This is a genomic window from Blautia sp. DFI.9.10 (genome assembly GCF_024461705.1).
Classification (GTDB): Bacteria; Bacillota; Clostridia; order Lachnospirales; family Lachnospiraceae; genus Blautia_A; species Blautia_A fusiformis.
The window spans coordinates 105,030-131,156 of the sequence record NZ_JANGAA010000004.1 but is presented as its reverse complement, the minus strand read 5'-3'; the positions used below and the strand labels follow the sequence as shown (position 1 = coordinate 131,156).

At 45.6% G+C, this 26,127-nt stretch carries 27 protein-coding genes; 1 reads left to right on the top strand and 26 read right to left on the bottom strand.

Annotated elements, in window-relative coordinates:
* Positions 1–76: 76 nt before the first annotated feature.
* The 3 genes from NE671_RS04025 to NE671_RS04015 are packed head-to-tail and all read right to left on the bottom strand — an operon-like array spanning position 77 to position 2,474.
* Positions 77–457, bottom strand: coding sequence for a prenylated flavin chaperone LpdD (locus tag NE671_RS04025; RefSeq protein ID WP_256163694.1), 381 nt, complete (start codon positions 455–457; stop codon positions 77–79).
* Positions 442–1,011 carry a UbiX family flavin prenyltransferase gene (locus tag NE671_RS04020; protein WP_044960990.1) on the bottom strand — a complete coding sequence of 190 codons (570 nt, stop codon included), beginning with the start codon at positions 1,009–1,011 and terminating at the stop codon, positions 442–444. The genes NE671_RS04025 and NE671_RS04020 overlap by 16 nt, the downstream gene beginning before the upstream one ends.
* On the bottom strand, positions 1,008–2,474 hold the full coding sequence (locus tag NE671_RS04015) for a UbiD family decarboxylase (RefSeq protein ID WP_173740207.1): 1,467 nt from the start codon (positions 2,472–2,474) through the stop codon (positions 1,008–1,010). The genes NE671_RS04020 and NE671_RS04015 overlap by 4 nt, the downstream gene beginning before the upstream one ends.
* A 171-nt stretch (positions 2,475–2,645) precedes the next feature.
* On the opposite strand from NE671_RS04015, the gene NE671_RS04010 reads away from it, so the two are divergent.
* The gene (locus NE671_RS04010; RefSeq protein WP_173740208.1) at positions 2,646–3,521 is read left to right on the top strand and encodes a LysR family transcriptional regulator; all 876 of its coding nucleotides are present in this window, start codon (positions 2,646–2,648) and stop codon (positions 3,519–3,521) included.
* A 10-nt stretch (positions 3,522–3,531) separates the two neighbouring features.
* On the opposite strand, the gene feoB is transcribed toward NE671_RS04010, so the two are convergent.
* From feoB to spoIIIAA, 23 genes are all read right to left on the bottom strand, one after another.
* Positions 3,532–5,910 carry a ferrous iron transport protein B gene (feoB, locus tag NE671_RS04005; RefSeq protein ID WP_118608920.1) on the bottom strand — a complete coding sequence of 793 codons (2,379 nt, stop codon included), beginning with the start codon at positions 5,908–5,910 and terminating at the stop codon, positions 3,532–3,534.
* 407 nt (positions 5,911–6,317) lie between these two features.
* Positions 6,318–7,763, bottom strand: a complete 1,446-nt coding sequence (gene glgA, locus NE671_RS04000) for a glycogen synthase GlgA (protein ID WP_015524465.1) — start codon at positions 7,761–7,763, stop codon at positions 6,318–6,320.
* A 58-nt stretch (positions 7,764–7,821) separates the two neighbouring features.
* Positions 7,822–8,628, bottom strand: coding sequence for a sporulation transcription factor Spo0A (gene spo0A / locus NE671_RS03995; RefSeq protein ID WP_015524464.1), 807 nt, complete (start codon positions 8,626–8,628; stop codon positions 7,822–7,824).
* A 324-nt stretch (positions 8,629–8,952) separates the two neighbouring features.
* Positions 8,953–10,158, bottom strand: a complete 1,206-nt coding sequence (gene spoIVB, locus NE671_RS03990; protein WP_118608918.1) for a SpoIVB peptidase — start codon at positions 10,156–10,158, stop codon at positions 8,953–8,955.
* Positions 10,159–10,308: 150 nt separating this feature from the next.
* Positions 10,309–11,994, bottom strand: coding sequence for a DNA repair protein RecN (gene recN, locus NE671_RS03985; RefSeq protein WP_173740209.1), 1,686 nt, complete (start codon positions 11,992–11,994; stop codon positions 10,309–10,311).
* 42 nt (positions 11,995–12,036) lie between these two features.
* On the bottom strand, positions 12,037–12,498 hold the full coding sequence (gene argR, locus NE671_RS03980) for an arginine repressor (protein ID WP_021650687.1): 462 nt from the start codon (positions 12,496–12,498) through the stop codon (positions 12,037–12,039).
* Between the two features lie 16 nt (positions 12,499–12,514).
* Complete coding sequence (locus NE671_RS03975) at positions 12,515–13,375, bottom strand: NAD(+)/NADH kinase (protein ID WP_015524460.1); 861 nt, start codon at positions 13,373–13,375, stop codon at positions 12,515–12,517.
* Between the two features lie 23 nt (positions 13,376–13,398).
* Positions 13,399–14,208 carry a TlyA family RNA methyltransferase gene (locus NE671_RS03970; RefSeq protein ID WP_021650688.1) on the bottom strand — a complete coding sequence of 270 codons (810 nt, stop codon included), beginning with the start codon at positions 14,206–14,208 and terminating at the stop codon, positions 13,399–13,401.
* An 84-nt stretch (positions 14,209–14,292) separates the two neighbouring features.
* Positions 14,293–16,179 (bottom strand): 1-deoxy-D-xylulose-5-phosphate synthase, encoded by a 1,887-nt coding sequence (gene dxs, locus NE671_RS03965; protein ID WP_182465472.1) that lies wholly within the window; start codon positions 16,177–16,179, stop codon positions 14,293–14,295.
* A gap of 22 nt (positions 16,180–16,201) precedes the next feature.
* The gene (locus NE671_RS03960) at positions 16,202–17,089 is read right to left on the bottom strand and encodes a polyprenyl synthetase family protein (RefSeq protein WP_161208615.1); all 888 of its coding nucleotides are present in this window, start codon (positions 17,087–17,089) and stop codon (positions 16,202–16,204) included.
* Positions 17,079–17,297, bottom strand: a complete 219-nt coding sequence (xseB, locus tag NE671_RS03955) for an exodeoxyribonuclease VII small subunit (RefSeq protein ID WP_021650691.1) — start codon at positions 17,295–17,297, stop codon at positions 17,079–17,081. The genes NE671_RS03960 and xseB overlap by 11 nt, the downstream gene beginning before the upstream one ends.
* Entirely contained in the window at positions 17,297–18,502 is a 1,206-nt protein-coding gene (gene xseA, locus NE671_RS03950) for an exodeoxyribonuclease VII large subunit (RefSeq protein WP_129974435.1), read from the bottom strand. Before xseA ends, xseB begins: the two co-directional genes overlap by 1 nt.
* Positions 18,499–18,975 (bottom strand): transcription antitermination factor NusB, encoded by a 477-nt coding sequence (nusB, locus tag NE671_RS03945; protein ID WP_015524454.1) that lies wholly within the window; start codon positions 18,973–18,975, stop codon positions 18,499–18,501. The genes xseA and nusB overlap by 4 nt, the downstream gene beginning before the upstream one ends.
* A gap of 32 nt (positions 18,976–19,007) precedes the next feature.
* Entirely contained in the window at positions 19,008–19,394 is a 387-nt protein-coding gene (locus NE671_RS03940) for an Asp23/Gls24 family envelope stress response protein (protein ID WP_015524453.1), read from the bottom strand.
* A gap of 80 nt (positions 19,395–19,474) precedes the next feature.
* Positions 19,475–21,064, bottom strand: coding sequence for a peptide chain release factor 3 (locus tag NE671_RS03935; RefSeq protein WP_022426368.1), 1,590 nt, complete (start codon positions 21,062–21,064; stop codon positions 19,475–19,477).
* A gap of 87 nt (positions 21,065–21,151) precedes the next feature.
* On the bottom strand, positions 21,152–21,976 hold the full coding sequence (locus tag NE671_RS03930) for a SpoIIIAH-like family protein (RefSeq protein ID WP_129974434.1): 825 nt from the start codon (positions 21,974–21,976) through the stop codon (positions 21,152–21,154).
* Positions 21,977–21,987: 11 nt separating this feature from the next.
* Positions 21,988–22,302, bottom strand: coding sequence for a stage III sporulation protein AG (locus tag NE671_RS03925; RefSeq protein WP_021650696.1), 315 nt, complete (start codon positions 22,300–22,302; stop codon positions 21,988–21,990).
* The gene (locus NE671_RS03920) at positions 22,268–22,840 is read right to left on the bottom strand and encodes a stage III sporulation protein AF (protein ID WP_161206330.1); all 573 of its coding nucleotides are present in this window, start codon (positions 22,838–22,840) and stop codon (positions 22,268–22,270) included. Before NE671_RS03920 ends, NE671_RS03925 begins: the two co-directional genes overlap by 35 nt.
* Positions 22,837–23,979 (bottom strand): stage III sporulation protein AE, encoded by a 1,143-nt coding sequence (locus tag NE671_RS03915; RefSeq protein WP_129974432.1) that lies wholly within the window; start codon positions 23,977–23,979, stop codon positions 22,837–22,839. Before NE671_RS03915 ends, NE671_RS03920 begins: the two co-directional genes overlap by 4 nt.
* Positions 23,976–24,362: a SpoIIIAC/SpoIIIAD family protein gene (locus NE671_RS03910; RefSeq protein ID WP_021650699.1), complete on the bottom strand. Its 387-nt coding sequence runs from the start codon at positions 24,360–24,362 to the stop codon at positions 23,976–23,978. The genes NE671_RS03915 and NE671_RS03910 overlap by 4 nt, the downstream gene beginning before the upstream one ends.
* A gap of 15 nt (positions 24,363–24,377) precedes the next feature.
* The gene (gene spoIIIAC, locus NE671_RS03905) at positions 24,378–24,572 is read right to left on the bottom strand and encodes a stage III sporulation protein AC (RefSeq protein WP_021650700.1); all 195 of its coding nucleotides are present in this window, start codon (positions 24,570–24,572) and stop codon (positions 24,378–24,380) included.
* 58 nt (positions 24,573–24,630) lie between these two features.
* Complete coding sequence (locus NE671_RS03900) at positions 24,631–25,149, bottom strand: stage III sporulation protein AB (protein WP_021650701.1); 519 nt, start codon at positions 25,147–25,149, stop codon at positions 24,631–24,633.
* Positions 25,134–26,066 (bottom strand): stage III sporulation protein AA, encoded by a 933-nt coding sequence (gene spoIIIAA / locus NE671_RS03895; protein ID WP_015524435.1) that lies wholly within the window; start codon positions 26,064–26,066, stop codon positions 25,134–25,136. The genes NE671_RS03900 and spoIIIAA overlap by 16 nt, the downstream gene beginning before the upstream one ends.
* Positions 26,067–26,127 lie beyond the last annotated feature (61 nt).

The following is a 26,127-nucleotide window of genomic DNA, read 5'->3' as shown; positions in this document are numbered from 1 at the left end:
AATTCGCTGTTTGAGCGAAGCAAGTCTCGGACTTTTGGAAAATAACTTTAGCAGATTCCAGCCGTTCGTTACTCAACTACCGCTGCAATCCTTCTATCACCTTCTCCGTCAGACGCACAACACTTCCCTGCACCTCCCGGATCTCCTTCTCCGAAATACCATTCTTATGAAATCCCCCGGTGCAAACCACTCTCTTTCCCAGCTTTTTCGAAACCTGCTCCGCCATCCACCGGCAGATCACCTCGTCCTTATGTCCCGGAAAATTCAAAACTGAAGAAGTCGCACTCACAGAACCATCCCCTGTCAGAGACACTCTCGGTTCCGTCTGCACCACACATCCCAGATGAGGTCTCTCTCCGCCTTTCAGACAGATAAGCACATCCTCTCCGACAAATGCAGCACTGACCTCCAGCTTACAGCCTGCAGTCTCCACACACTCTTTTACAATCCATTCCATCTGCGATACTCCTTTGCTTCGATCCCAAACGGTTCCAAAAGCTTTGCCGCAATATGATACACCATATCATCAATGCTCTCCGGTTTATGATAAAACGTCAGCATCGGCGGAATGATCCGCACTCCCGGAAGCATAGAAAGCTCATAAAGATTTCGGAGATGAATCCCGCTTAACGGTGTTTCTCTGGCTGCCAGCACCAGTGTTCTCTGTTCCTTGACCGTCACATCTGCCGCACGCAGAATAAGATTATCCGCATAGCCGCTGTGGATCCCCGCGATCGTCTTCATGCTGCAGGGCACGATCAGCATCCCCTCTGTTTTGAAAGAACCACTGGCCGGTTTTGCCCCAATTTCTCCCGGTGCACATACATGATCTGCCAATCGTTTCACATCCTCCGGTTCCAGCTCCGTCTCCTGGCGAAGAGTCAGCTCTGCACTGGAACTCATGATCAGATAAGACTCAAAATCCGGATTCTCCCGGATGATCTCCAGACATTTTACAAGGAGCGGCAGGCCGCTTGCACCTGTCGCACCAACTATAATTCTCTTTTTCATTTTTTCAGCCATTTCTCCGGATCCAGTTCCATAAAACGGGCTCTGTGAAAATCTTCCTTCAGATCATAAGGCACCGTACAGTCAAAAATAGTCTTGCATGCAATTCCATGATCACGGATACTTGGAGAAAATGCAGGATCATTGGACGGATCAAGAGGATGACAACGGACACCCGGAATGGTGATCACATCCACATCCCCCTGGAATCTCGTATTCATCGCCCAAAGTACATCATTCATATCAAAGCAGTCCACATCTTCATCTACCAGAAATACATTTTTCAGCTCACTAAAGGCGGAAAATGCAAGAAGTGCAGCCTGACGCTGTCTTCCCTCATCACTTTGAGAAAGCTTTTTAAACTGAAGGACAGCCATATACTTTCCACCTCCGGCACTGCTGCAGTATACGTTCTGAAGCCTTCCAGGCATTGCTTTTTCCACCATGCCATAGATGCTGGCCTCTGTAGGGATTCCCGCCATGGATACGTGCTCCTCACTTGGCCCGATACAGGTCTGCATGATCGGATTTTCACGATGTGTCACTGCTGTAACCTTGATCAGCCAGCACTGATCACTTGCAGGCCCTGTATATCCCGGAAACTCCGGCATGGCGTATCCGGTATTGCTGTTCTGATCTTCCCTTACACGCACACCCGGGATCACTTCTCCCTCGATCACGTATTCCGCATTGGCGATGGCACGCTCGTTAACGGTTAAACATTTACAGAGTTCCACCGGCTCTTTGCGCAGTGCACCGGCTACAGACAGCTCATCATACCCCAGTGGTGTTGTAGGCGGCTCAAAACAGGAACCGATCTCAATAGCAGGATCAACTCCGATACTGATAGAAATCGGCAGCCTTTGTCCCAGCTCCTCAGCACGCTCTGCCATTGCTCCGATATGTCTGGCACCAGGTGTAAAGAAAATGGAAAGCTCATCTTTTCCCTGAATGCAAAGACGATGAATGGTCACATCGTGAACTCCAGTATCCGGGTGTGTGGCGTAGCACATGCCAAGTGTGATATACGGGCCCGCATCATCCGGTGTGTTCGTTGGCGCAGGAACCAGCTTATAGAGGTCAAAATCCGGATCTGCTGCCTTATGCACCACCTGCTGACACGGTGCATCACCTTCAAGATCGACCGGTGGAATTGGATTCTTCACGCTTTTGCAGAGCATCTTTCCAAGATTTTCCGGCTGAGTGTCAAGTAAAGCAGCAACTCTTTTTCTGCTTGCCAGAAGACCGATAGCTACTCTTGCATCCGGGTGTCCTTTTATACGATTAAAGATCATGGCAGGTCCTTCCTTTGTGGGACGCTTCACCGTTCCACCGGCTCCTACATAACGATATACCCCTGCAAGCTCTGCCATCGGATCAACTTCCACCTCTGTTTCGATCAGCTGATCTGGCATCTGCTCCAGAAGTGCCAGAGCACTTCTCAGATCTCTTACTTTTTCTGCCATATAAAACCTCCTGCGTTATCTTTATATTACTGTTCACTCCGTTCTCAGTAACATCTTTATTTTCTTATGTTATTTTATCTCTTTTTTACATGGTGAATCAATTCTTTCTATGATATAATTGTTTCCAATATGGAATGATTCATCACTATTTTCTAAAAGGCAGGTGTTACCATGACTCTTGAACAGATCGACTATTTTATCTGTGCAGCTCAATCCCGGACTTTTTTTGATGCTGCAGAAGCTATGCATATCTCCCAGTCCTCCCTTTCCAAGCAGATCATGAAACTGGAAAAAGAACTGGAGCTTACCTTATGGGACCGCAGCAAGCGTACTGCTGTGCTTACTCCTGAAGGAGAGTTTTTTTACAAAGAAGCACTTAAGATTTCCAGACAGTATCATCGCTCTCTGGAAGCAGTGTACCATTTTAAGGATAGTAAGCTCCAGGCACTTCATATTGGAACACTTCCTTTTCTTTCTCAGTACCATCTTACTTCTGTGATACACAGTTTTTGTGATACACACCCGGAGCTTTCTTTTTCTCTGAAGGAGGTAGAAGACGAAGAACTTCTTTCCGGTCTTGAAAAAGGCTTTTTTAATCTGATCTTTGTACGAAAACACATGATAAACCCGGAGCTCTATACTTTTCATGCTCTCACAGCAGACCGTCTGGTTGCTGTTTTTCCTGAAGCTCATCCCTCTGCATCCAAAAAATCGGTCTCTCTTTCCGAACTGAAAAAAGAATCTTTTATCCTGATGCCTCCGCACACCTCCATTTACCGTTTCTGTATGCAAAGTTTTCATAATGCAGGGATCCACCCTCAGCTTCTGCGTACTGCCCGTGCAGAATCTATTGTCAGCGCAGTGGAAATTGGCGAAGGGATCAGCCTTCTTACAGAAAGCAGCTTTCAGTTCTTTCGTCAGCCTTCGCTTGTTGCTGTCCCGGTTAATGGACTGAAAAAGCTATCTGTTGGAATTGCCCATAAAAAAAATATGGCTCTCACAACCTCTGCAAAATGTTTTCTGCAGTTTGTGAAAAGCCATATGTAAGGTGTTTTTTCTATAATCCAAGCATCATTCCCACACCATGTACCGCAAACGCAACGATCCATGCAGTGGCACACTGTACTGCTACAATACCAGCGGCAGCTCTTACAGTTCCCATCTCCCGACGCACAGTTGCAATAGCTGCAACGCAGGGTGTATAGAGCAAGGTAAAGATCAAAAATACGTAAGCAGTAAACGGTGTAAACAACGTCTGAAGCAACGCCGTATTTCCGCCCAGAAGGACTGTCAGCGTAGACACAACACTCTCTTTTGCCATAAAGCCCGTGATCAATGCGGTGGATACTCTCCAGTCACCAAAGCCCAGCGGAGCAAAAAGTGGTGCCACGATGCTTCCGATCTTTGCCAGAAGGCTCTGATCTGTGCTGGTAACAAGGTTAAGACCTGCATCAAAGTTCTGCAGGAACCACACGATCAGCGTTGCCGCAAAAATAATTGTAAACGCTTTCTGGATAAAGTCCTTCGCCTTTTCCCAGATCAGCTGTCCTACACTTTTTGCAGAAGGAAGCCGGTAATTGGGAAGCTCCATGACAAACGGAACCGGCTCTCCCTTATATTTCGTCTTTTTCAGGATCAGCGCATACAGGATCCCGCAGAGAATTCCTGCAAAATAAAGGCTGATCATCACAACTCCTCTCCACTGCTTCGGGAAAAATGCACTGGTGAGAAGTCCGTAGATCGGAAGCTTGGCACTGCAGCTCATAAACGGAGTAATCAGGATCGTCATTTTCCGGTCACGTTCACTGGATAATGTTCTGGTTGCCATAATGGCCGGCACCGAACAGCCGAATCCGATCAGCATCGGCACAAAGCTTCTTCCGGAAAGTCCGATCTTTCGAAGGAGCTTGTCCATAACAAAGGCTACACGAGCCATATATCCGGTATCTTCCAGGATTGACAGGAAGAAAAACAAAGTAACGATCGTAGGAAGAAATCCGATCACGCTTCCGATACCGCTTAAAATTCCATCCACAACCAGTGACTGCAGTACTGAGCTGACACCTGCCACCTCCAGTCCCCTGCCAATAAGTGCAATTACCCAGTTCACGACCATAGTCATTCCGTCTGAAAGCCAGGCTCCCAGATAATTAAACGTCATCACAAATACAATTGCCATAATTCCCACAAAACAGGGAATTGCTGTATATTTTCCGGTAAGGATACGATCTATGGCGACACTTCGTTTATGTTCACGGCTTTCTGCCGGTTTTACCACAGTTTTCTCACAAAGCTTTTCAATAAAATTGAAGCGCATGTTCGCAAGAGCTGCCTCACGGTCCAGACCGCCATCCTTCTCCATAACATGTACCAGCCCATCAAGAACCTTTTTTTCACCTTCAGGCAAATCCAGACGTTTTTCGATCAGAGAATCTTTCTCTACGATCTTCGTAGCTGCAAAACGTACAGGAAGTCCTGTTTTTTTTGCATAGGGTTCGATCAGATGAACGGCTGCATGGATACATCTGTGAAGTGCGCCTACCGGATCCTTCGGTGACTGATTGTCAGTACAGAAATCAATTCTTCCTGGTGCTTCTCTGTATCTTGCAACATGGACTGCATGATCGATCAGCTCATCAATTCCTTCATTCTTCGCTGCTGAAATAGGTACAACCGGAATTCCTAAAATCTCCTCCAGTTCATTGATCCGAACAGAGCCTCCATTTGCCCTTACCTCATCCATCATATTTAAGGCCAGCACCATTGGGATTCCAAGCTCCATCAGCTGCATGGTAAGATAAAGATTTCTCTCAATATTGGAAGCATCTACAATATTAATGATTCCTGTCGGCTTCTCATTCAGCAGAAAATCTCTTGTTACGATCTCCTCGCTGGAATACGGGGAAAGTGAATAGATTCCAGGAAGATCCGTTACCGTTGCCTCCGGATGCCTCCGGATGCTTCCTTCTTTCTTGTCAACAGTTACACCCGGAAAGTTACCAACATGCTGATTGGAGCCTGTCAGCTGATTAAAAAGAGTTGTCTTTCCACAGTTCTGATTACCTGCCAGTGCAAACGTGATCGGTTCCCCTTTGGGAATCGTATCACCGATCCGGTTCTTGCGATAATCTCGAGCCTTTCCAAGTTCTCCCACACCAGGATGAGCAATCGGCTGATGCCGTTCATTTTCTTTCTTCGTTTCCGTCATGGATTCGATCGATACGATCTCAATCTTTGCAGCTTCCGCCAGCCGCAATGTCAGCTCATATCCGCGCAGCACAAGCTGTACCGGATCTCCCATAGGAGCTGTTTTACGAAGAGACACTTCTGTCCCCGGTGTAAGCCCCATATCCAGAAGATGATGTCTCAGCTCCCCCTCGCCACGAACACTGATGATTCTGCCACATTCTCCAGTCTTTAATTTGTCCAGTGTCATATTGTCACCTCATCATAAGTACAATTTACATGGTCAATACATATATCTGTATTATCCACTGGTACATCGTTTCGTAAATAACTATATCAATCGGATTCACAGACAAGTGAATGGTATAGTTATTTCAAAAACGATGTATTAATATAAATGTAACACAATTTAAGTTATTTGACAATAACTGATTAATCTGATAAGTTTCATATAAATAATACCAATTCAAAAGTTATTTATCATTAACATTTATATTTTTTCTCACTTTAGCACAATTCCTGTTTGATAAACAAACATCTTCATATTTTTTTCAGACATACAATAACATCCATGTATATTCCCGCAATAAAAAAGCGCAAACGACATATTATCTGTCGTCTGCGCCTTTTTATTGCGAGAACCGCTTCGGTGAATCCTTACTCACCAATTAACCAATTGTACATTTCCTCATACTGGCGTGCGGAATTGTTCCAGGAAAAATCTGCAGCCATCGCGCGATCTACCATTTTATTCCATTCACGTTTCTTGTCATAATATACACTCTCTGCATAACGGATCGTAGCAAGCATTTCATGTGCATTGTAATTTACGAAGGAGAATCCTGTTCCGGTTCCCTCGAATTCATTGTACGGGACAACTGTATCCTTCAGACCACCGGTCTCTCTGACGATCGGAAGAGTTCCATAACGAAGGCTCATCAGCTGGCTTAAGCCACATGGCTCAAACAGTGACGGCATCAGAAATGCGTCAGATGCTGCATAAATTCTGTGAGACATTGCCTCATCATAGTAGATCTGTGCAGATACCTTGCCATGATACTTCCAGTCAAAATGACGGAACATATTCTCATAACGTTCCTCACCGGTACCAAGAGCAACGATCTGAACCGCATCCTGACACAGTTCGTCCATAATATAAGCGATCAGATCAAATCCCTTCTGATCTGTCAGGCGGGATACAATACCGATCATCATAGCTTTCGGATCCTGCTCAAGTCCAAGATCTTTCTGAAGCTGGATCTTGTTCTTGATCTTCTCCTTGCGGAAGTTCTTTGCATTGTAGTTCTTGGTGATATTCGGATCTGTCTCCGGATTGAATTCATTGTAATCAATACCATTTACAATACCACGCAGGCTGTTGGCTCTCGCATTGAGAAGTCCGTCCAGCTTCTCACCATAAAACGGTGTCTTGATCTCTTCTGCATAGGTATTACTTACTGTGGTAATGGCATCTGCAAATACCATACCGCCCTTTAGGAAGTTTGCGTCCTTGTATGCTTCCAGTTTATCCGGCGCAAAGTAGTAATCGGAAAGGCCTGTGATATCCTTAACAGTCTTAACATCCCATACACCCTGAAATTTCAGGTTATGTATTGTCATAACAGTCTTGATTCCACGGAAGAATTCATTCTCCTGGAAAGAATCGTGAAGGTAAACCGGAACAAGTCCTGTCTGCCAGTCATGACAGTGGATGATATCCGGTCTGAATCCGATCACCGGAAGAACCGATAACACAGCTTTGGAAAAGAAAGCAAATTTCTCAAGATCCCATGGTGCGCTGTCATATGGTTTCGGACCGCTGAAATAATATTCATTGTCAATGAAGTAAAACTGGATCCCGTCATACTGCATCTGCATAATGCCTACATAGCAGTTCTTAAATCCCAGATCCATATAAAAATGGGTCACATACTCCATTTTGTCTTTCCATTCCTGTTTCATACAGGCATATTTCGGTAAGATCACGCGGATATCAAAATATTTTTTGTCAAAGCACTTAGGCAGTGAGCCGGCAACATCAGCGAGTCCTCCTGTTTTGATAAAAGGTACTGCTTCTGATGTAGCAAACAGAATTTTTTTCATCTGTATTCCCCTCCCTGGGTACACCCGTTTTTATTTATGATTATACTCCAAAATTCATCTAATTTAAAGACCGATTTTTATATTCTAGTCTGATTTTATCTGCGATCAGTGCTATAAATTCAGAATTCGTGGGTTTCCCTTTTCCGGTGCTTACAGTATATCCAAACAATTCATCAATGGTATCCATCTTTCCCCGGCTCCATGCCACCTCGATCGCATGTCGGATCGCCCGCTCCACTCTGCTCGGTGTTGTCTGATGGCGTTTCGCAATGGTTGGATATAATACCTTGGTAATGGAATTGAGCATTTCCATGTCATTGACAGACAAAATGATCGCATCCCTTAAATACTGATACCCCTTGATGTGTGCCGGAACTCCGATCTCATGAATGATATTCGTCACATCGGTTTCCAGATTCCTCTCCGGCTGAGGCTTTTTGGTTTCTGTGATACCTGGCCTTGCAATCTCCCGCACTCTTCTGTCCCCAATCTTCCGAATATGTTTGATCCGGTTTAAAAGTGTGGTGTTGTCAAAAGGCTTCAAAACATAATAGTCTGCTCCAAGACTGAATGCATCCTCTGTAATCCTCTCCTGTCCAATTGCAGATAATACGATAAACACTGGAACTTTTTTGACATTTGCGTTATGGGAAAATTTCTCCATAACGGAAAGGCCGTCCATCTTCGGCATAATGATGTCGAGAATCACCACATCCGGCTCCTTATCTTTGATTATGTTACAGATTTCTTCTCCGTTGTGTGCTTTTCCGACCAGTTCAAGGTCTTTATCTTCTTCGATCATCTGACCGAGCATGTCTGTCATTTTCGCGTTATCATCAGCAATTGCAACATTTAATTTGTCCATGAGGACCCTCCTAACTTCTATCTCCTTGGGTTTCCAGACATACCCCCTGTCACCACGGCAGTAACCGACACTGTTAGCTGCCTGCGCTTTCCCCTTGCTGGCGACAAAATTATTATAGTGGAAATCCTGTAGTAAAATCAAGATAAAAGTAGTTATTTTATCACACTTTCGTACGATATTTTTCGACATTTTTTCTCTTATATATCACAAAATTCACCAAAATGTAGGTATTTCAATCTGTATCCGGCATTTTTCCCCATATAAAAAAGAGGCACTTTTCCCGGACTTTTTCCATGTTTTTGTGCCTCTTTCCTCAACTGCAGATTATGCATTGCCTGTCATATTTTCAATAAAAATCCCATATCCGCCGGTAGAATCCTGCACAAATACATGAGTCACGGCACCAAAGAGTTTTCCGTTCTGAAGCACAGGACTTCCAGACATTCCCTGAACGATCCCACCTGTTTTTTCCAGGAGTTCTTTATCTGTAATCTGGATCACGAAGCTCTTATTAGAATCCTCATGGTTCATATCGATCCTGGTGATCTCCGCGGCATATTCTTTTACTTCGCCGTCTGTGCAGCAGAGAACAGATGCGGGTCCAATTTTCAGATCCTGTTTGTAACCCACAGGAATCTTCTTCAGATCCAGATTTTTCACCTGATCAGCATCCACAGTTCCAAAAATGCCGTTTTTACTGTTTTCGGAAATCTCACCCAGGATATTGTCAGCTTCGTATCGGATCAGACCAGATAGTTCTCCAGGATTTCCTTTTTCTCCTTTCCGGATCCCCAGAATCTGGGCGTTGTAAAGATTTCCATCTGCGATACTTAAAAGTTCGCCGGTATCCACATCGCTGATCCCGTGACCAAGAGCACCGAACCCTCCATTTTCGTCCACATAAGTCAGGGTTCCGATTCCCTGTGTATCGTCCCTCACCCAGATGCCAAGCTTATAGTTTCCTTTCTCATCTTTCACAGGCGTCAGGGACAGGGGAATCGTCTCCTTTCCCCGGCGGACCTTCAGTGTTACAGATTCTCCGCAAAGATCTGCAAGATCCTCCAGAAGATCCTGCTTGCACTGGATCCGGTTCTGATCAAAAGCCACAATATAATCTCCCGGCTTTACAATGTCCCGGGCCGGTTCTTCCATCTCACCACTTTCCGAAAGAATCTCGCCTGTATCAATGATCAGAACTCCTTTCGTCTGCATATAAATACCTACTGCATCTCCGCTTGCATATACTTCTTTTGCAGTTATATTTTTTACCTTCACATCTTTAAAAGGGATCACTCCCAAGAGTCTGCAGTGCAACTTATAGCTGTCTTTTCCTGAAACGGTGATCGCATCATCAAAGCTGATAAAAGGGCGTTTAAGAAGATTGGCTACGTCCCGGCTGTCCTCATGATCCACCAGGATCTGATCCGGGATCTTTCTGTCCAGAAGCCGGTAGCCCAGCCATCCCATCAGAATCAGATCCAGCGCAAGAAATACAAGGAGCCAACATCGGTATTTTCTTTTTCTGTTCATCTTACGTCACATCCTTTGTAATTTTCTGATACAAGCAAATCCCCACCCACTGCCTATTGCTTTTCGCAACTGAAGCAGGGGACTGACTTGATTCGGTTAAAAAAGAGGACCGACCTTTCGGCCGTCCTCTCTTAGTATGTAACGTATAAATTATTTCAGTCTTGTATTTTTTTGTTGCTGTGCCAATTCCTTCATCTCTCTTGCATTTCCAAGAACAGCCGGCGTGATCTGGGCACCGCCCAGAAGTCTGGCAAGCTCACGAACAGATTCCTCTCCTTCCAGAGGATGGATCTGGGTGATAGTTTCTGTTCCTTCTACATGTTTCTCAATCTCAAAATGGGTATCTGCCATTGCTGCGATCTGTGGAAGATGTGTGATACAAAGCACCTGCCTGTGCTGTCCGATCACTGCCATTTTTTCAGAGACCTTCTGTGCAGTACGCCCACTGATCCCTGTATCGATCTCATCAAAGATCAGTGTATCGATCTGATCTTTATCTGCAAGGATCGCTTTGATGGCAAGCATGATCCTGGAAAGCTCACCACCGGATACGATCTGTCCCAGCGGTTTTCTGCTCTCACCTGGATTTGTGGAAATCTCATATTCCACCGCATCATAACCATTATCTGTATAATTTTTTCTGCGGTCAAAACGAATAGAAAAATCCACATCCTCAAAATTCAGTTCCTTCAATCCTTCGATAATCTTTTCATCTAGCTGCTTACTGTATTCTTTCCGGATCTCTGAAAGTTCATGCGAAGCTTCCTCAAGAATCTTTTCTGCCTGCATAAGTTTTTCTTTCAGTAACCGGAAATTTTCTTCGAATCTTTGAAGTTTTTCTAATTTTTCCTGCTGTTCCTTCTGATAAGACAAAATTTCATGGATCGTCTGTCCATACTTTGCCTTCAGACTATTGATCAGATCCAGTCTTTTTTCTGTTTCAAAAAAAGTTTCTTCGTCAAAAGTCAAACTATCCATATAAGAGGACAGATCACGGCAGAAGTCACTGAGAAGTGAATCGATTTCCACAAGAGCTTCCTGTAAAGGTGCAAGCTCCTTATCGTAATCTGCAATTCTTGAAAACTCTTTCAGGGCATTTCCGGTCATATCTGCGGCGCCCTGTTCATATCCGGTCATCCCACGGACCATTTGTGCTGTTTCCATGATTCTTCTGGCATTGCTCAGCTTCCGGTAGCGGTCCTCCAGTGTTTCGTCCTCTCCCGGAATAAGAGCTGCCTCCTCGATCTCATTGATCTCAAATTCCAGAAAGGCTTTTTCGCGGTTGCGCTGTTCCTCATCCATATCCAGTGCTTTCAGCTGATCCGCACAGTCCCGATACTCCTGATAAGCTTTCCGGACCTTCTCCCTGGCAGGAAGGATCTGTTCTTTTCCGTATACATCCAAAATAGCCAGCTGGCGGTCTCCATAAAGAAGTGACTGATGCTCATGCTGTCCGTGAATGTCCAGAAGACAGGCTGCTGCTGCTTTCATCTGGCTGACAGTACTTGTCTCTCCGTTGATCTTGTTGATACTTCTGCCGTCCATGATCTTGCGGGACATCAGCACCTGTCCGTCTTCCGGATAGATGTCAAGCGCCGCAAGGGACTCTCTGGCTTTCGTGTTTTCAACCTGAAACAGCAACTCTACCAGGGCATAGGAAGCATTTTCACGAATCATGCTTCTGGAAGTTTTTCCACCCAGGATAAGCTGTATGGATCCTAACAGAATGGATTTTCCGGCTCCGGTCTCACCAGTTAAGATATTTAAGCCTGGTCCGAATTCCACCTCTGATTCCTCTATCAGTGCAAGATTTTTTACATGCAGATGTACTAACATTGATTTCCTTTCTGGTATAAAGCATTTACATATTCTGTCATTTTATTTTCCTCTGGATAAGATCCCGCCAAGCTTCTGAACTACACCCGGTGCCTGTTCAGAGGTTTTCACCACACACATAATGGTATCATCTCCGGCAATACATCCCAGGATTTCCGGCCATTTCATGGCATCAAGAGCTGCTGCTGCCGCCATGGCCATTCCCGGAATTGTTTTTACCACTACGATATTCTGTCCGATGTTCATAGCGATCACTGCATCTTTCAAAACTCTGGAATATTTATCACTTAACACATCCGGTGTATGTTCTTCCAGGATCGCATATCTGGACTTTCCGTTGCTGCCTGCAACCTTTGTCATTTTCAGAGCACGGATATCTCTGGATACGGTAGCCTGCGTAACCTTAAAACCGGCCTCATTCAGTCTTGCTGCAAGTTCTTCCTGTGTATCGATCTCGTACTGACGGATCAGTTCGATAATTTTTTCATGTCTTGCTACTTTCAAAATTGAACCTCCTGCATCAGCTGTTACTCATTTTCTGTCTCAGAACCTCCACAAAGCTCAGATGGTTCAGCTTGAGGATTTTTGTCCTGACTGTGGCTTTCCGGATCACGATCCGGTCACCGGTGACCATGGATATCTGGGTATCCCCGTCGAAAGAGGCCACCGCTTTCTCAATGGTATTATGTCTTCCCTCACCGATCTCTACTGTAACTGCCTCTTCCCCGGAAAGAATGATACTTCGGGTGTTCATGGTATGGGGAGCGATGGGGGTCATGATCATCATACTGGCACTGGGAGAAACCACGGGACCTCCCGCTGACAGACTATATCCGGTAGAACCGGTCGGAGTGGAAATGATGATACCATCTGCATTGTATGAATTCATATATGCATCATTAACATAATTCTTGAAACGGATCACACGGAGATGTCCTTCTCTTCCGATCACAATATCATTTAATGCGATATCTTTTCCAATAAGTTCTTCTCCCCGATAGATCTTTCCTTCCAGCATCATACGATCTTCCAGCTCATAGTCATCTGACAGAAGCCGATCCAGAGCCGGATACACGGAATTTTTATCCACCTCGGCAAGAAATCCCAGAGTTCCCAGATTGATTCCAAGAAGAGGGATATCCAGATGCACCACATCCCTTGCAGCCTGCAGAAGTGTTCCATCTCCACCCAGTACAATAATGCACTGTGTATCCTGCGGAATCCCATCCGGGTCCGTATAATGATACGGTCCTTCCATTTTTTCGGTAATCTTCTGCACATGACACCTGGCACCATGCTTCTCCAGATAGGCAATGATCCTATTAGAAAATGTCAGTTCCGGATCCTTGGCACTGTTTGGAATTATATAAAATCTGTCCATATTGCTTCAGTCCTTTCCAAACATCAGTCCAGCTGTCCGTGGGCTTCCTTTACCACATCCTCTACGGATACGTCAAGACTCACAGGTACTTCTGTTCCTTCCGGATGTTTCTTCAGATGAAGGAGATATTCAATATTTCCTTCAGGTCCCTTGATGGGAGAAAAGGAAAGATGACAGGGCTCCATAAAAATGCTCATGGCATAATCTCTGACTTTCTCAATGACTTCTTCATGGACCTTCGGATCACGGACAACGCCTTTTTTTCCGACTTTTTCTCTGCCGGCCTCAAACTGAGGTTTGATGAGACATACGATCTCTCCGTCCTCTGTGAGAAGGTTTCTTACAGGAAGAAGCACTTTTGTAAGGGAGATAAAAGAAACATCGATCGAAGAAAATGCTGCCGGACCTTCCAGATCTTCCGGTACCACATAGCGGATATTTGTTTTTTCCATGCATACAACTCTTGGATCATTCCTGAGTTTCCAGTCCAGCTGTCCATATCCCACATCAATGGAATAGACTTTGACCGCTCCGTTCTGAAGCATACAATCTGTGAAACCACCGGTGGATGCGCCTACATCCATGCACACCTTATCCTTCAGTGTCACGCCAAAATTTTTCATGGCTTTTTCCAGCTTCAGTCCGCCTCTGCTGACATAAGGAAGAGTCTTTCCTCTTACCTCCAGCTTGACAGTCTCAGCAAACATGGAGCCAGCCTTGTCTTCCTTCTGACCGTTGACATATACTTCCCCGGCCATGATATACGCTTTTGCTTTTTCGCGTGACGGTGCAAGTCCCTGTTCCACCATCATGATATCCAGTCTTTTTTTCATATTATCCTCCAACAGCCCGGCTCTTTATGTGCCGGGCTGTAAAATGCCTCACAGCTTCGTATTCTTCTGCAAAGGCTATGTCCTTTATTTTCTGTTATTCACAAGATTTTCCCAGCTCTGTTCTACCGCATCCAGGATTCCCTGTACATTTAAACCTATTTTCATTCGCTGACGGTCCACCGTTCCATGCTCAATAAAATGATCCGGTATTGCCAGTGGAAGAACTCTTACTTCCGGATGACAGGCTTCCATATAAGCAGATACATGTTCTCCGAACCCACCGCTTTTTACATTCTCCTCCACAGTGACCAAAAGACTGTGGTTCTGCGAAAGCCGATCAAGGAGCTCTGTATCCAGAGGCTTTACAAAACGGACATTGACAAACGTAGCTCCTGCTATTTTGTGATCTCTTATCTCTTCACAGACCTTCTGACAGACAGAAACCATGCTGCCAACCCCGAGAACTGCAATCTCACTGCCTGGAGTGATCACTTCACTTCTGCCCTTCTTAAGTGGCTCATGACATTCTTCCATATCGGTACATGCCGATCCTTTCGGATATCGGATCGCACAGGGACCATCCAGCTCTTCTACTGCAAATTTCAACATCTCCTCAAGCTCTTTTCCATTCTTAGGAGCCATAACTGTCATATTGGGAATCATGGACAGATAGGATAAATCAAAGCATCCATGATGTGTTTCACCATCTGCTCCGACAAATCCTGCCCTGTCAATGGCAAAGATCACATGAAGATCCTGCATACATACATCGTGAAGGATCTGATCGATCCCTCTCTGCAGGAACGAAGAATATACCGCAAAAACCGGGATCATTCCCCCAAGTGCCATGCCTGCCGCAAAGGTTACTGCATGTTCTTCCGCAATACCCACATCAAAAAAACGCTCCGGGAATTTCTTCCGGAATCGGTTCAGTCCGGTTCCATCTGGCATAGCAGCTGTAATAGCAACTACTTTTTTGTTCTTCTCTGCCAAAGAACATATTGCACCGGAAAAATGATCCGTATATGTCGGCGCTGTTTTTGCTGTAAGGGGTCTGCCACTCTGGATGTCAAAAGGACCTGTTCCGTGAAAACGCTCCGGATGGGAAGATGCCGGTCCATAGCCTCTGCCTTTTTCTGTAAGGACATGGACAACAACCGGTCCCTCCACTCTCTTTGCCTCATTAAAAAGCTTCATCATCTGACGCATATTATGGCCATCTACCGGTCCCAGATAAGTCAGCCCCATATTTTCAAAAAGCATTCCGGGAATGATCAGCTGCTTGATGCTGCTCTTGGTCTTTCGGACCGTATCTACCACAGCGGTTCCAACATGGGGAATCTTTTTGAGTGTTTTTGTCACGCCAATCTTCATTCCTGTATAAGTCTCAGCTGTACGCAGAGCGCTTAAATAGGTGGACATTCCTCCTACGTTCTTGGAAATAGACATGTTATTATCATTGATGATAATAATAAAATTAGTCTTCAGCTCAGCCGCATTGTTCAATGCTTCATAAGCCATCCCACCGGTAAGCGCACCATCTCCGATCACGGAAACCACATGGTATTTCTCTCCCATCAGGTCTCTGGCACGGACATAGCCAAGTCCTGCGGAAATGGAATTGGAACTGTGTCCGGTATCAAACGAATCACAGTCACTTTCATTCCTTTTTGGAAAACCGCTTAAACCTCCTTCTTTACGAAGATCCTTAAAGCCGTCTTTTCTTCCTGTAAGGATTTTATGTGTATAAGCCTGATGTCCCACATCCCAGATCAGCTTATCCTGTGGAAGATCAAGCACATTATGCAGAGCAAGAGTCAGCTCCACCACACCCAGATTGGATGCCAGATGGCCACCTGTCTCACTTACACTCTGGATCAAAAAGCTCCTGATTTCCTCAGCAAGGCGCGGAAAATCCTCCAATGAAACTTTATGAATATCATTTGGCTTTTTAATTTTTTCCAGAATCATTTGTACCCTTCCTTTGTTCTTTCTATTTCCTGCGGCTGACAAGACTTTCCACAAGAAGATCCAGAAAGCCGTTCTTCCTGTCAAGGTCGTCTAAAAGTTCTACCGCATGGTCAGAAAGTTCTTTAACCCTGCTGGCTGCTGCCGGGGCTCCAACAAGGCTTACATAGGTAACCTTGTTGTTTTTTTCATCACTGTGGATCGGTTTTCCCAGTTCCTCCTGGGTACTGGTCACATCAAGGATATCATCCTGGATCTGAAAAGCCAGCCCGATGTTTTCTGCAGCCTGCTCCACAATCTCAAGTTCTTTCTCAGATGCCCCTGCCAGCACAGCACCGGTCATCATGGAAGCCTCGATCAATGCGGAGGTCTTGTTTTTGTAAATATAATCCAGCATCTTGTGTTCCAGAGGTTTCCCATCATTCTCCACATCCACACTCTGTCCACCTAGCATACCGTTGATGCCGGTCTTATCTGCAATGATCCGCATGGCGGCTATCACACGGTCTTTATCCTCGGTCAGATCAAAGGCGGAAAGCATTACTTCATAAGCTCTGTTAAGGAGTGCCACACCGCTTAAAACGCCCATGGCCTCTCCGTATACTTTATGTGTGGTCAGCCTTCCCCTTCGGTAATCATCGTTATCCAGTGCAGGGAGATCATCATGGATCAACGAATGTGTATGGATCATCTCCATAGCCGCCATAAAAGGCTCACAAAGCTTATCCTTTCCTCCAAACAGCTCGTAGGTTTCCCTGATCAGGATCGGGCGGAGTCTCTTTCCACCTGCCGTCATACTGTAATTCATAGCCTCTGCCATGGTTTTTGCAAAACCGGATTCTTCCGGAAGATATTCCCGGATCACATGTTCTGCTTCTTCTGTTCTTCTTTTCAGTTCTTCTTTAAAATTCACGAAATGTCCCATCCTCATTCATCTGAAGCATCTTTTTTTCTACAGTATCCAGTCTTCCGTTCAGATCCTTTAGGAGCTCCATTCCCTGTCTGTAGAGGCGGAAAGACTCCTCAAGAGGTGTTTCTTTATCCTCCAGCTTCCGGGCAAGCAGATCAAGCTCCCCAAAAGTATCTTCTATGGATTTCTCTTCTTTCTTTGCTTCTGCCATTATCGCTCTTCCTTCCTGATGCGATCCGCAACTGCTTCTATGACTCCATCGGTTACTGCAATGGAGATCCTGTCACCTTTTTTTATCTGACTGATCTCTGTCACCGCATGTCCGCCTAAGTCGGACACAAATGCATATCCTCCATTTAGCTTTCTTAATGGAGAAAGTCCCTCAAACCGCTGGATCCATATTGCCAGTTCATGTCTTTTCTCTGTAAGCTTTTGTTTCATGGAAGAACACAGGCATTCCTCCAGCTCCGATGCATACTGACGTTTTTCACGTAGCATGGACTCCGGACTCAGATACTGGAATCTGTTCTCATAGGCCTTAAGTTTTGCGGCAAAAAGTTCTGTCTTACTGTTCATGGCACGCTGCAGACGGTCTCCGTACATATGAAAGCTCTCCAGAACACTGCGAAAATCATCCACTGCCAGCTCTGCTGCAGCAGATGGTGTAGGTGCCCGCAGGTCTGCTACAAAATCCGCAATGGTAAAATCCGTCTCATGTCCCACTGCCGAGATCACCGGTGTCCTGCACTCAAAAATAGCACGGGCAACGCTCTCCTCGTTAAAGGCCCAGAGATCTTCAATAGAGCCACCTCCACGGCCGACGATGATCACGTCCACCCCTGCTTTATCCAGCATCCGGATTCCCTTTACGATACTCTGCGCCGCTCCCTCTCCCTGCACAAGTGCCGGATAAAGGATCACCTGCAGATATGGATTCCTTCTGCCTGCAATATTGCGGATATCCTGTACTGCTGCACCAGTAGGTGCTGTCACCACGCCAAGGGTATGAATAAAATGAGGAATGGGCTGCTTATATTCCTGGGCAAACATCCCCATATCCTCAAGTTCCTGTTTCAGTGCCAGATACCGCTCATAGAGGGCACCAGCACCCTCCAGTGTGATCTCTTTTGCATAAAGCTGATAACGCCCGTCTCTCTCATATACGTCTACAATTCCGCCTGCAACTACCTTATCCCCGTCCTTCATGCGAAAAGCAAGACCCCTACGGTGTCCCGCAAACATCACACAGCTTAATGTGCCTGTTTCATCCTTCAGGGAAAAATAAATATGTCCGCTGGTATGGTATTTACAGTTGGATACCTCTCCCTTTACATAGACTTTCCGGAGAAAGTAATCCTGGGTAAACATATTTTTGACATAATGGTTTACCTGACCGACAGAATAGACATTTCTCATGCGTTCTCTTCCGGGGCTTCTGCTGCCTTCTCTTCTGTGTCAGCAGTCTCCTCCTCGTTTTTCTTTTCATCCTTCTCAGATGCGATCTTACCCAGTACTCCATTTACAAAGGAGCCGGAAGCATCTCCGCCAAATCTTTTGGCAAGTTCTACCGCTTCGTTGATAGCTACTCCTGTCGGTACGTCTGCATCATATTCCATCTCATATACTGCCAGACGAAGTGCCGCAAGATCCACACGGCTCATACGCTTTGTCTTCCATCCACGGCTTGCACTGTTCAGCTGTGCATCGATCTCTTCCAGATGTTCTTTCACATGTGCGTACTTCTTCTTCATATATTCCTGGTCCTGTTCTGAAAGTTCTCCAAGACCTTCAAAATAAAGAGAGAGCTGTTCTGTCATCTCTTCTTCTGAATTAAACTCTGTCATAAACATAAGTTTAAATACATGTTCTCTCTGTTCTCTTCTTCTCATAATTTCCTCCTAAGACGGAAAAAAGGAAAGGTTTACTTTCCTTTTTCGTTCTCCATATCCACGCTGGCAATATGAATATTTACATCTGCAACCTCAAGTCCTGTCATATTCTCAATAGCGGATTTAACCTTCTCCTGAACCTTCTTGCTTGTCTCAAGAATGTTTCTGCCATACTCGATATTCAGTGACAGATCCACGGTAACGACTCCTTCCAGAATGGTTACTCTCACGCCCTTGGACAGATTCTTCTTTCCAAGTTTACTTACCAGCTCATTGGTGATATTTCCTGCCATGGAAGCAACTCCATCCACATCTGTTGCTGCAAGTCCTGCAACGATCGCAACAACTTCATCTGCAATGTGAACTTCACCGATTCCGCCCAAATCCTGTATCTTATATGTTGTTCTTTTTTCTGCCATGGGAAACCCTCCTACGGATATAATATTTTTGTTCGTAATTTTATACTATTATATCAAAAAAAGTTATGAAATAAAAGGGCTTATTTACTGAATTCTGTCAGTACCAGATCAGGGTTTCTGTCCTCAACCATGCCAACACTCCATGCATTGACAAAGAGCAGCAACGGATTTCCCTTAAGGTCTGTGACTTTCTTCATATCAGAAGTTCCCACGATCTTATCTACTTTTACAGTCTCCTTGTTGGCAATCCAGCGGATATGCTCATATGGAAGTGTTTCCAGGCGGATATCTACATTGTACTCATTCTCCAGACGGTATTTCAGGACATCAAACTGCAGGATACCGACAACACCCACAATAATCTCCTCCATACCGGTGTTAAACTCCTGGAATATCTGGATCGCACCTTCCTGAGCGATCTGGTTGATACCTTTTACAAACTGTTTTCTCTTCATGGTATCGATCTGACGCACACGTGCGAAATGCTCCGGCGCGAAGGTCGGGATCCCCTCAAAGGCAAATTTCTTTCCAGGTGCGCAGATGGTATCTCCAATAGAAAAAATACCCGGGTCAAAGACACCGATGATATCACCTGCATAAGCCTCCTCCACAACATGACGGGATTCTGCCATCATCTGCTGCGGCTGAAGAAGTCGCATCTTCTTGTCTCCCTGCACATGATAAACCTCTTTGGTCGCATCAAACTTGCCTGAACAGATCCTCATAAATGCGATACGGTCTCTGTGAGCCTTGTTCATATTCGCCTGAATCTTAAATACAAAGGCTGAAAAATCATCACTCATAGGATCTACCGGTCCGCAGTCTGCAGTTCTCGGAAGCGGAGAAGTGGTCATCTTCAGGAAATGCTCCAGAAATGTTTCCACACCAAAGTTGGTAAGAGCAGAACCGAAAAATACCGGTGTCAGCTGTCCTTTGCTGACCTCTTCCTGAGAAAACTCCGCGCTTGCGCCATCCAGAAGCTCGATTTCTTCCATCAGCTGCTCTTTCTGCTCAGGATCCATGACCTCATCTGCACGGGGATCATTAATATCAATCTCTTCTATCACACCTTCCTTGGTGCCCTTCTGTGTATCGGAAAAGGTAAGGATCTTCTTTGTATTACGATCAAACACACCCCGGAATTTCTTACCGGAGCCGATTGGCCAGTTGATCGGACAGGTTGCAATACCAAGCTCTTTTTCGATCTCATCCAGAAGATCAAAAGTATCGTTGGCATCTCTGTCCATCTTATTGATAAAAGTAAAGATCGGAATGTGTCTCATAACACAGACCTTGAAAAGCTTACGGGTCTGTGCCTCAACACCCTTGGATCCATCGATGACCATAACTGCTGAATCCGCAGCCATCAATGTACGGTAGGTATCCTCGGAGAAATCCTGATGTCCAGGTGTATCCAGAATGTTTATACAATATCCGTCATAATGGAACTGAAGAACGGATGAAGTAACGGAAATACCTCTTTCCTTCTCGATCTCCATCCAGTCTGATACTGCATGGCGGGCCGTAGCCTTACCCTTTACACTTCCGGCCAGATTGATGGCCCCTCCATACAGCAGAAATTTTTCTGTTAATGTTGTTTTACCAGCATCCGGATGAGAGATGATGGCAAATGTTCTTCTTTTTTCTATTTCTTTCGTATACTTCGACACGTGAGCCTCCTGTATATTCTCTGATATCTCTATTTTACTATAACCTTTCCTATTCTAGTATAGACAAGGCTTTGCTGTCAAGGCAATTCAGTCGTAAATTCCCTCTGTATCAATAGTCTGATCGTTCTGGATATCTGCAGCCGTCTCTGCGTCCTCAGATGTTTGATCCGCCGGATCGCTTTCCACAGATGCAGCGGTATCCTGCACCTCATCACCTGTACTTTCCGCATTATCCTCTGCACCTCCCGTATTTTTTTCAGCTTCATCTGCAGTATTTATGACATCCGATGCATTTTTACTTTGACTCAGAGGCGTGATCACAATGCTCTCTGCTGCCACACCGGTTTTCCTCTTTACAATATCCTCGATCTGTGCACGTTTTGCATCCTCCAGATCTGCATCCGGCACCACAACATCCGCAGTTTCACCCGTCAGATTTACGATCACATTTTCAAAGCCCTTCGCCTCCAGAAGAAGCTCTGCAGCCGCCTCTTTTTCTGTAAGATCTGTCATGGAAACCATTGTGTTAATGGCATTCTGTTTTTCCTCATCACTGATGTCTTTATTACTGATGATTGCCTGCAGGTCCGCTTTGTTCTGGGAACGCACCTGCTCCCTGCTGACTTTTGCCTGTGCTGCAAAATCCGAAGCACCGGTAAGTACGGCCTCGCCCGGGGATGCGGTATCCATCACCTCCGACTGGGTTGTGCCATCTGCCCCGTTCTCATCCAGAAGGGCTGTTTCATCGGTCAGATCATAATCCACGTCATCCAGGATACTGCTGCTGTCTGTACTCGTCTCCTTATCCTTAAATCCCAGATCCACATCTGCGAAATTCAGATATCCGGCCACAGCAATGAGAATGGCCAGCGAGGTGATGATTACCTGATTTTTCTTCATGATCTTTTTCACTTCTACTCTCCTCATTTCATTTTCATTATTCTAATTTTATTAGCGTCGATCTGAAATAATGCCATAATTGCCTGCTGAATATTCTGGACTGTCACTGCGCTGCCTGCTCCCTGGGCCGCCACCAGTACACCGGTAACTTCATTTTTGCTGCTTATGGAAAAGTTTTCCGTATTTCCCTCATCCCCGGTCATAATGATCACTTCCACTTCTCCGACTCCTTCCACATTGGAAAGCAGTTCCTCAAGGCGGCTCTCCAGGCGGGTTTTCTCCGCATTCTGATCCTCTGCTGTTTTACTGTTCTTTCGGGTTACCGGAAGTCCTGCCACCAGAAGAAGGATTCCCAGAAGAAGGAAAACTCCCCACTCCTTCCATCCCATCCTCAGAAGCCAGGATCTGATACTGTCCTTTCCTGAGTCCGCAGATTCTTTCGAGCTCATTTTTCACCGCCTCCCTCTGTTTTTCTGTGACTGTTCCATAAAGTGTTATGGTCAGCTGAAGCTCTTTCTCCAGATCTACTTCTGTTTTTGCCGAAAAAACCCCTTCTTTCCTGAGGATACCCTGAACCTGATCCTTCAACTCCTGTTCATATGCTCCTTTAAGAAATGTTTCCCTTATTCCTTCTGCTTCTGTCTCCATACGTACCTGTTCTTCTCTCCCATAATTATTGCTGAATCCGGACAGAAGTTCTTCACTTTTTCCCACTACGGCAAATATAGGTGTACAGATCAAAAGCACCAACAGAAGCCCCATAAACAGCCGTATATACTGCTCATAACGCTTATCAGGCAGAATATGCAGAAGTGCTGTAGTAAGTACATGAAAAAAAGCCAGGCTTTTCATCCACTGATAAAGTTCTGTTCTCATCCCAAGCCTCCTCCTGCCATCAGGATCAGAAATGTAAGCATACATAAAATTTCCGCAGTAAACAGGATTCTCATCAGAAGTGCACATCCCTCTGCCATGGTACCAAAGGCTTCTACCAGCCGTTTGTCTGATACAGGCTGCGCCGCAGCCGCCAGAAAGCGATAGGTCAGTGACAAAAGTCCATATCGGACCAATGGCCCCGCCCCCACCGCCAGGATCACCAGTAAAAGCGCAATGCCCAGACTGTTTCTTACAAGAACAGCTGTGGTAAGGACCAGTTCCGTAACTGCATTTACCGCGCTCCCGATCCCAGGAAGAGCACCGGCAGTTTTTCCCACAGCACTCCGCTTCAGAGAATCCATTACCGGAGCTACAAGCCCACGCACCACCTGCAGTCCTGCTGCCACTCCAAGTAATGTCCGAAGCCCCCAGGAGATCACCGTCTCGATCAGCTCAGCCATTTTTCCCAGCATTTCTTCCCTGGAAAGATGATTTACAAATTTCAGAAGAATATATAAACTCACTCCGGGAAGCAGTACTCGTTCCAGGATCCATTGAAAAAGCCACACCAGAAGCAATACTCCCTGATAAAAAGCAGCTGCACTGGATGCACCTGACGCTGCTGCCACTGCCATAAAATACACCGGTGAGAGTTCCTTCATAAACTCCGTGATCCACGCAAGCATTGAAAGCAATGATGCACTCAAACCGGAAAAACTGTTCATCAGAAGAGTAAAAACAAGAAGATACACCACATAAAAACTGATCTCTCCCACCTGCCCGTTATCAAAGGCACCGGCAAACCCGGAAAAAACGGCAGCGAACAACAGCAGAAGCAGCAACTTCACGATCAGCTCTTTTTCTCTTTCAATACCGTAAAAAAGGAGACTGTGCAAAAATTCCCGCACACTCTCCTCCGAAAGCACCTCTTCCCCTGACAACAGTCTGTGAAACGCTTCTGTAACAGAAAATGTTTTTTCTCCAAGCATCTCATCTACCATGGACTGCAGGTCGGTAAGCTCCATCTGATCTGTGATCTGTTGTTCCGCCGAAGAAGCATAAACGATCACACCGCCAAAACAGCTTATAACTACAGCCAGAAACAGGGCTGCACAAATCTCTGACCAATATCTTTTCATGCAAGAAATCCCTGTATGGTATCCAGCAGTGCCAGAAGAACCGGCATACTTAAAACCATTACAGATAACCGGCAGAACAGTTCGATCTGTGCACCAGTGGAGGAATATCCTGCATCTCTGCATATACCGGATGAAAATTGTCCGATATAGGTGATCCCGATCATCTTCAGCAAAGTAGTAATATAGCTTCCATCAATCGGAAGACTCTGTTTCAGTCTCTCCAGAGACTGGAACAGATAGCTGATCTTCCCTACCGCTAATCCCAGTATCACAAGACCTATTCCCATCGTAACAAGGCTTACATACTCCGGTGCGCGGTCTTTCAGAAGAATCCCCAGAAGAACCCCTGCCGCTCCCAGAACAGAAATCTTCAGAATATCCACGGTTCTTTCCCTCCCCTACAGTACAAAAAGCTGCTGGATATTTTTAAAAAGCTCATAAATATACGGCACGATCCAGAACAGTACTAAAAGAAGTCCTGAAAAACTCACCAGAAAAGCCTGTTCCTCCCTTCCGCTATGTTTCAGGATCTGAGAAAGAACAGAGACCAGGATCCCTACTGCACCGATCTTAAATATGATACTGACCTCCAAATGATCCCTCCTTTTCTTCTGAAAGCCTGTCCTTCTTACTACTGTCTGATAAACAATACTATACCAGGAGAACCGCAAGCAGCAGGCCTCCAAGAATCCCAATTCCCTGGTACAGTTTTTTCTTTCCGGAAACCTCCGCTTTCCGCTTCAATATCTCTGCTTCCAGATTATTTTCATACAGGGAAAGCTGTCGCATCTGCATTTCCAGATCCATATAGCCCAGATATTCTCCGAAAGAAAAAAAAGCGTCCTTTTCCCCATGGGTAAGGCAGCTTTTTTTCAGGGCGCTTTCCGCACATTCCCTGCATATCTGTGAAAGTTTTTCTCCTGTTCCCGCTTTCATCCTGTCCGCGGCACTGATGAGAAACTCTCTGTATTTTCCATTCATTCTTCCTGCTGCTCCATAAAAAGCATCCGGCAGTGATGCATTCCCGCAGCGGATCTCGCCTTTCAGGCAGATCACCATCTGAAGCAGTTTTTCCAGTATACGAATCTGCTCCGAAAGTCTCATACTTCCGGAAAATCCCATTCCGGCTCCTGCCGCCACTACCAGAATACAGCCTACAATCCGGTACATAGGCATTTCCCATTTTCATCATAGATTCCTTCCACGATTCCTGCACGTTCATGCTTTCCCAGAAAAATATATCTCTGGAAAACCCGCGCTTCCCACAATTTCCGGAAAAACGGCTGGGATAATGTTTCTTCCATGGAAGCTCCATGTGCAGTTGCGATCAGACGACATCCACAGTGGATAACTGATTCCACAGCCTTGAAATCTTCTTCTTTTCCAAGTTCATCCACAGCAACCACAACCGGCGACATTGACCGGATCAGCATCTGCATCCCTTCTGCTTTCGGACAGCCGTCCAGGATATCCGTACGCATTCCAAGGTCATTCTGAGGGATCCCCTGATAGCATCCGGCCAGCTCACTGCGCTCATCGACTACTCCTACCGTAACACCGGAAATATTTCCCCATCCATTACTCATCTGCCGGATGATATCCCGAAGAAGCGTGGTCTTCCCACATCTGGGCGGAGAAACGATCAAGGTATGCATGATCTGCTCTCTTGTCTGGATATATGGCAGCACTTCTTCTGCACATCCCTGGATCTCATGTGCCAGACGGACATTGATGCAGGAAATATATTTCATCCCACGGATACGGTTTCCGTCCAGGATCACCTTTCCGGTAACTCCTACACGGTGCCCACCCTGTACACTCAAAAACCCCTGGCGAATCTCATCTTCATAAGCATACAGGGAATAGCCGCTGACATACTCCAGTGTTTCCTTAAGATCCTCCCGCGTAACCAGATAAGGTTCTGTATCTTTTTGCCGGAGGAAACATTCTCCCCCATCATAAGTGAGGAACAGAGGTCTTCCCACGCGGAGACGTATCTCATATAATTTATCATAATCAAGGTCTGCATCCACCAGAAGCTGGCGGACATTACTGGCAAACAGGTTCTGGATCTGGTTTGCGTCCATGTTTTCACCTCTTACACTTAAATATATTGCGGACATGCCGGATTTAGTACCTGTTGTCTTT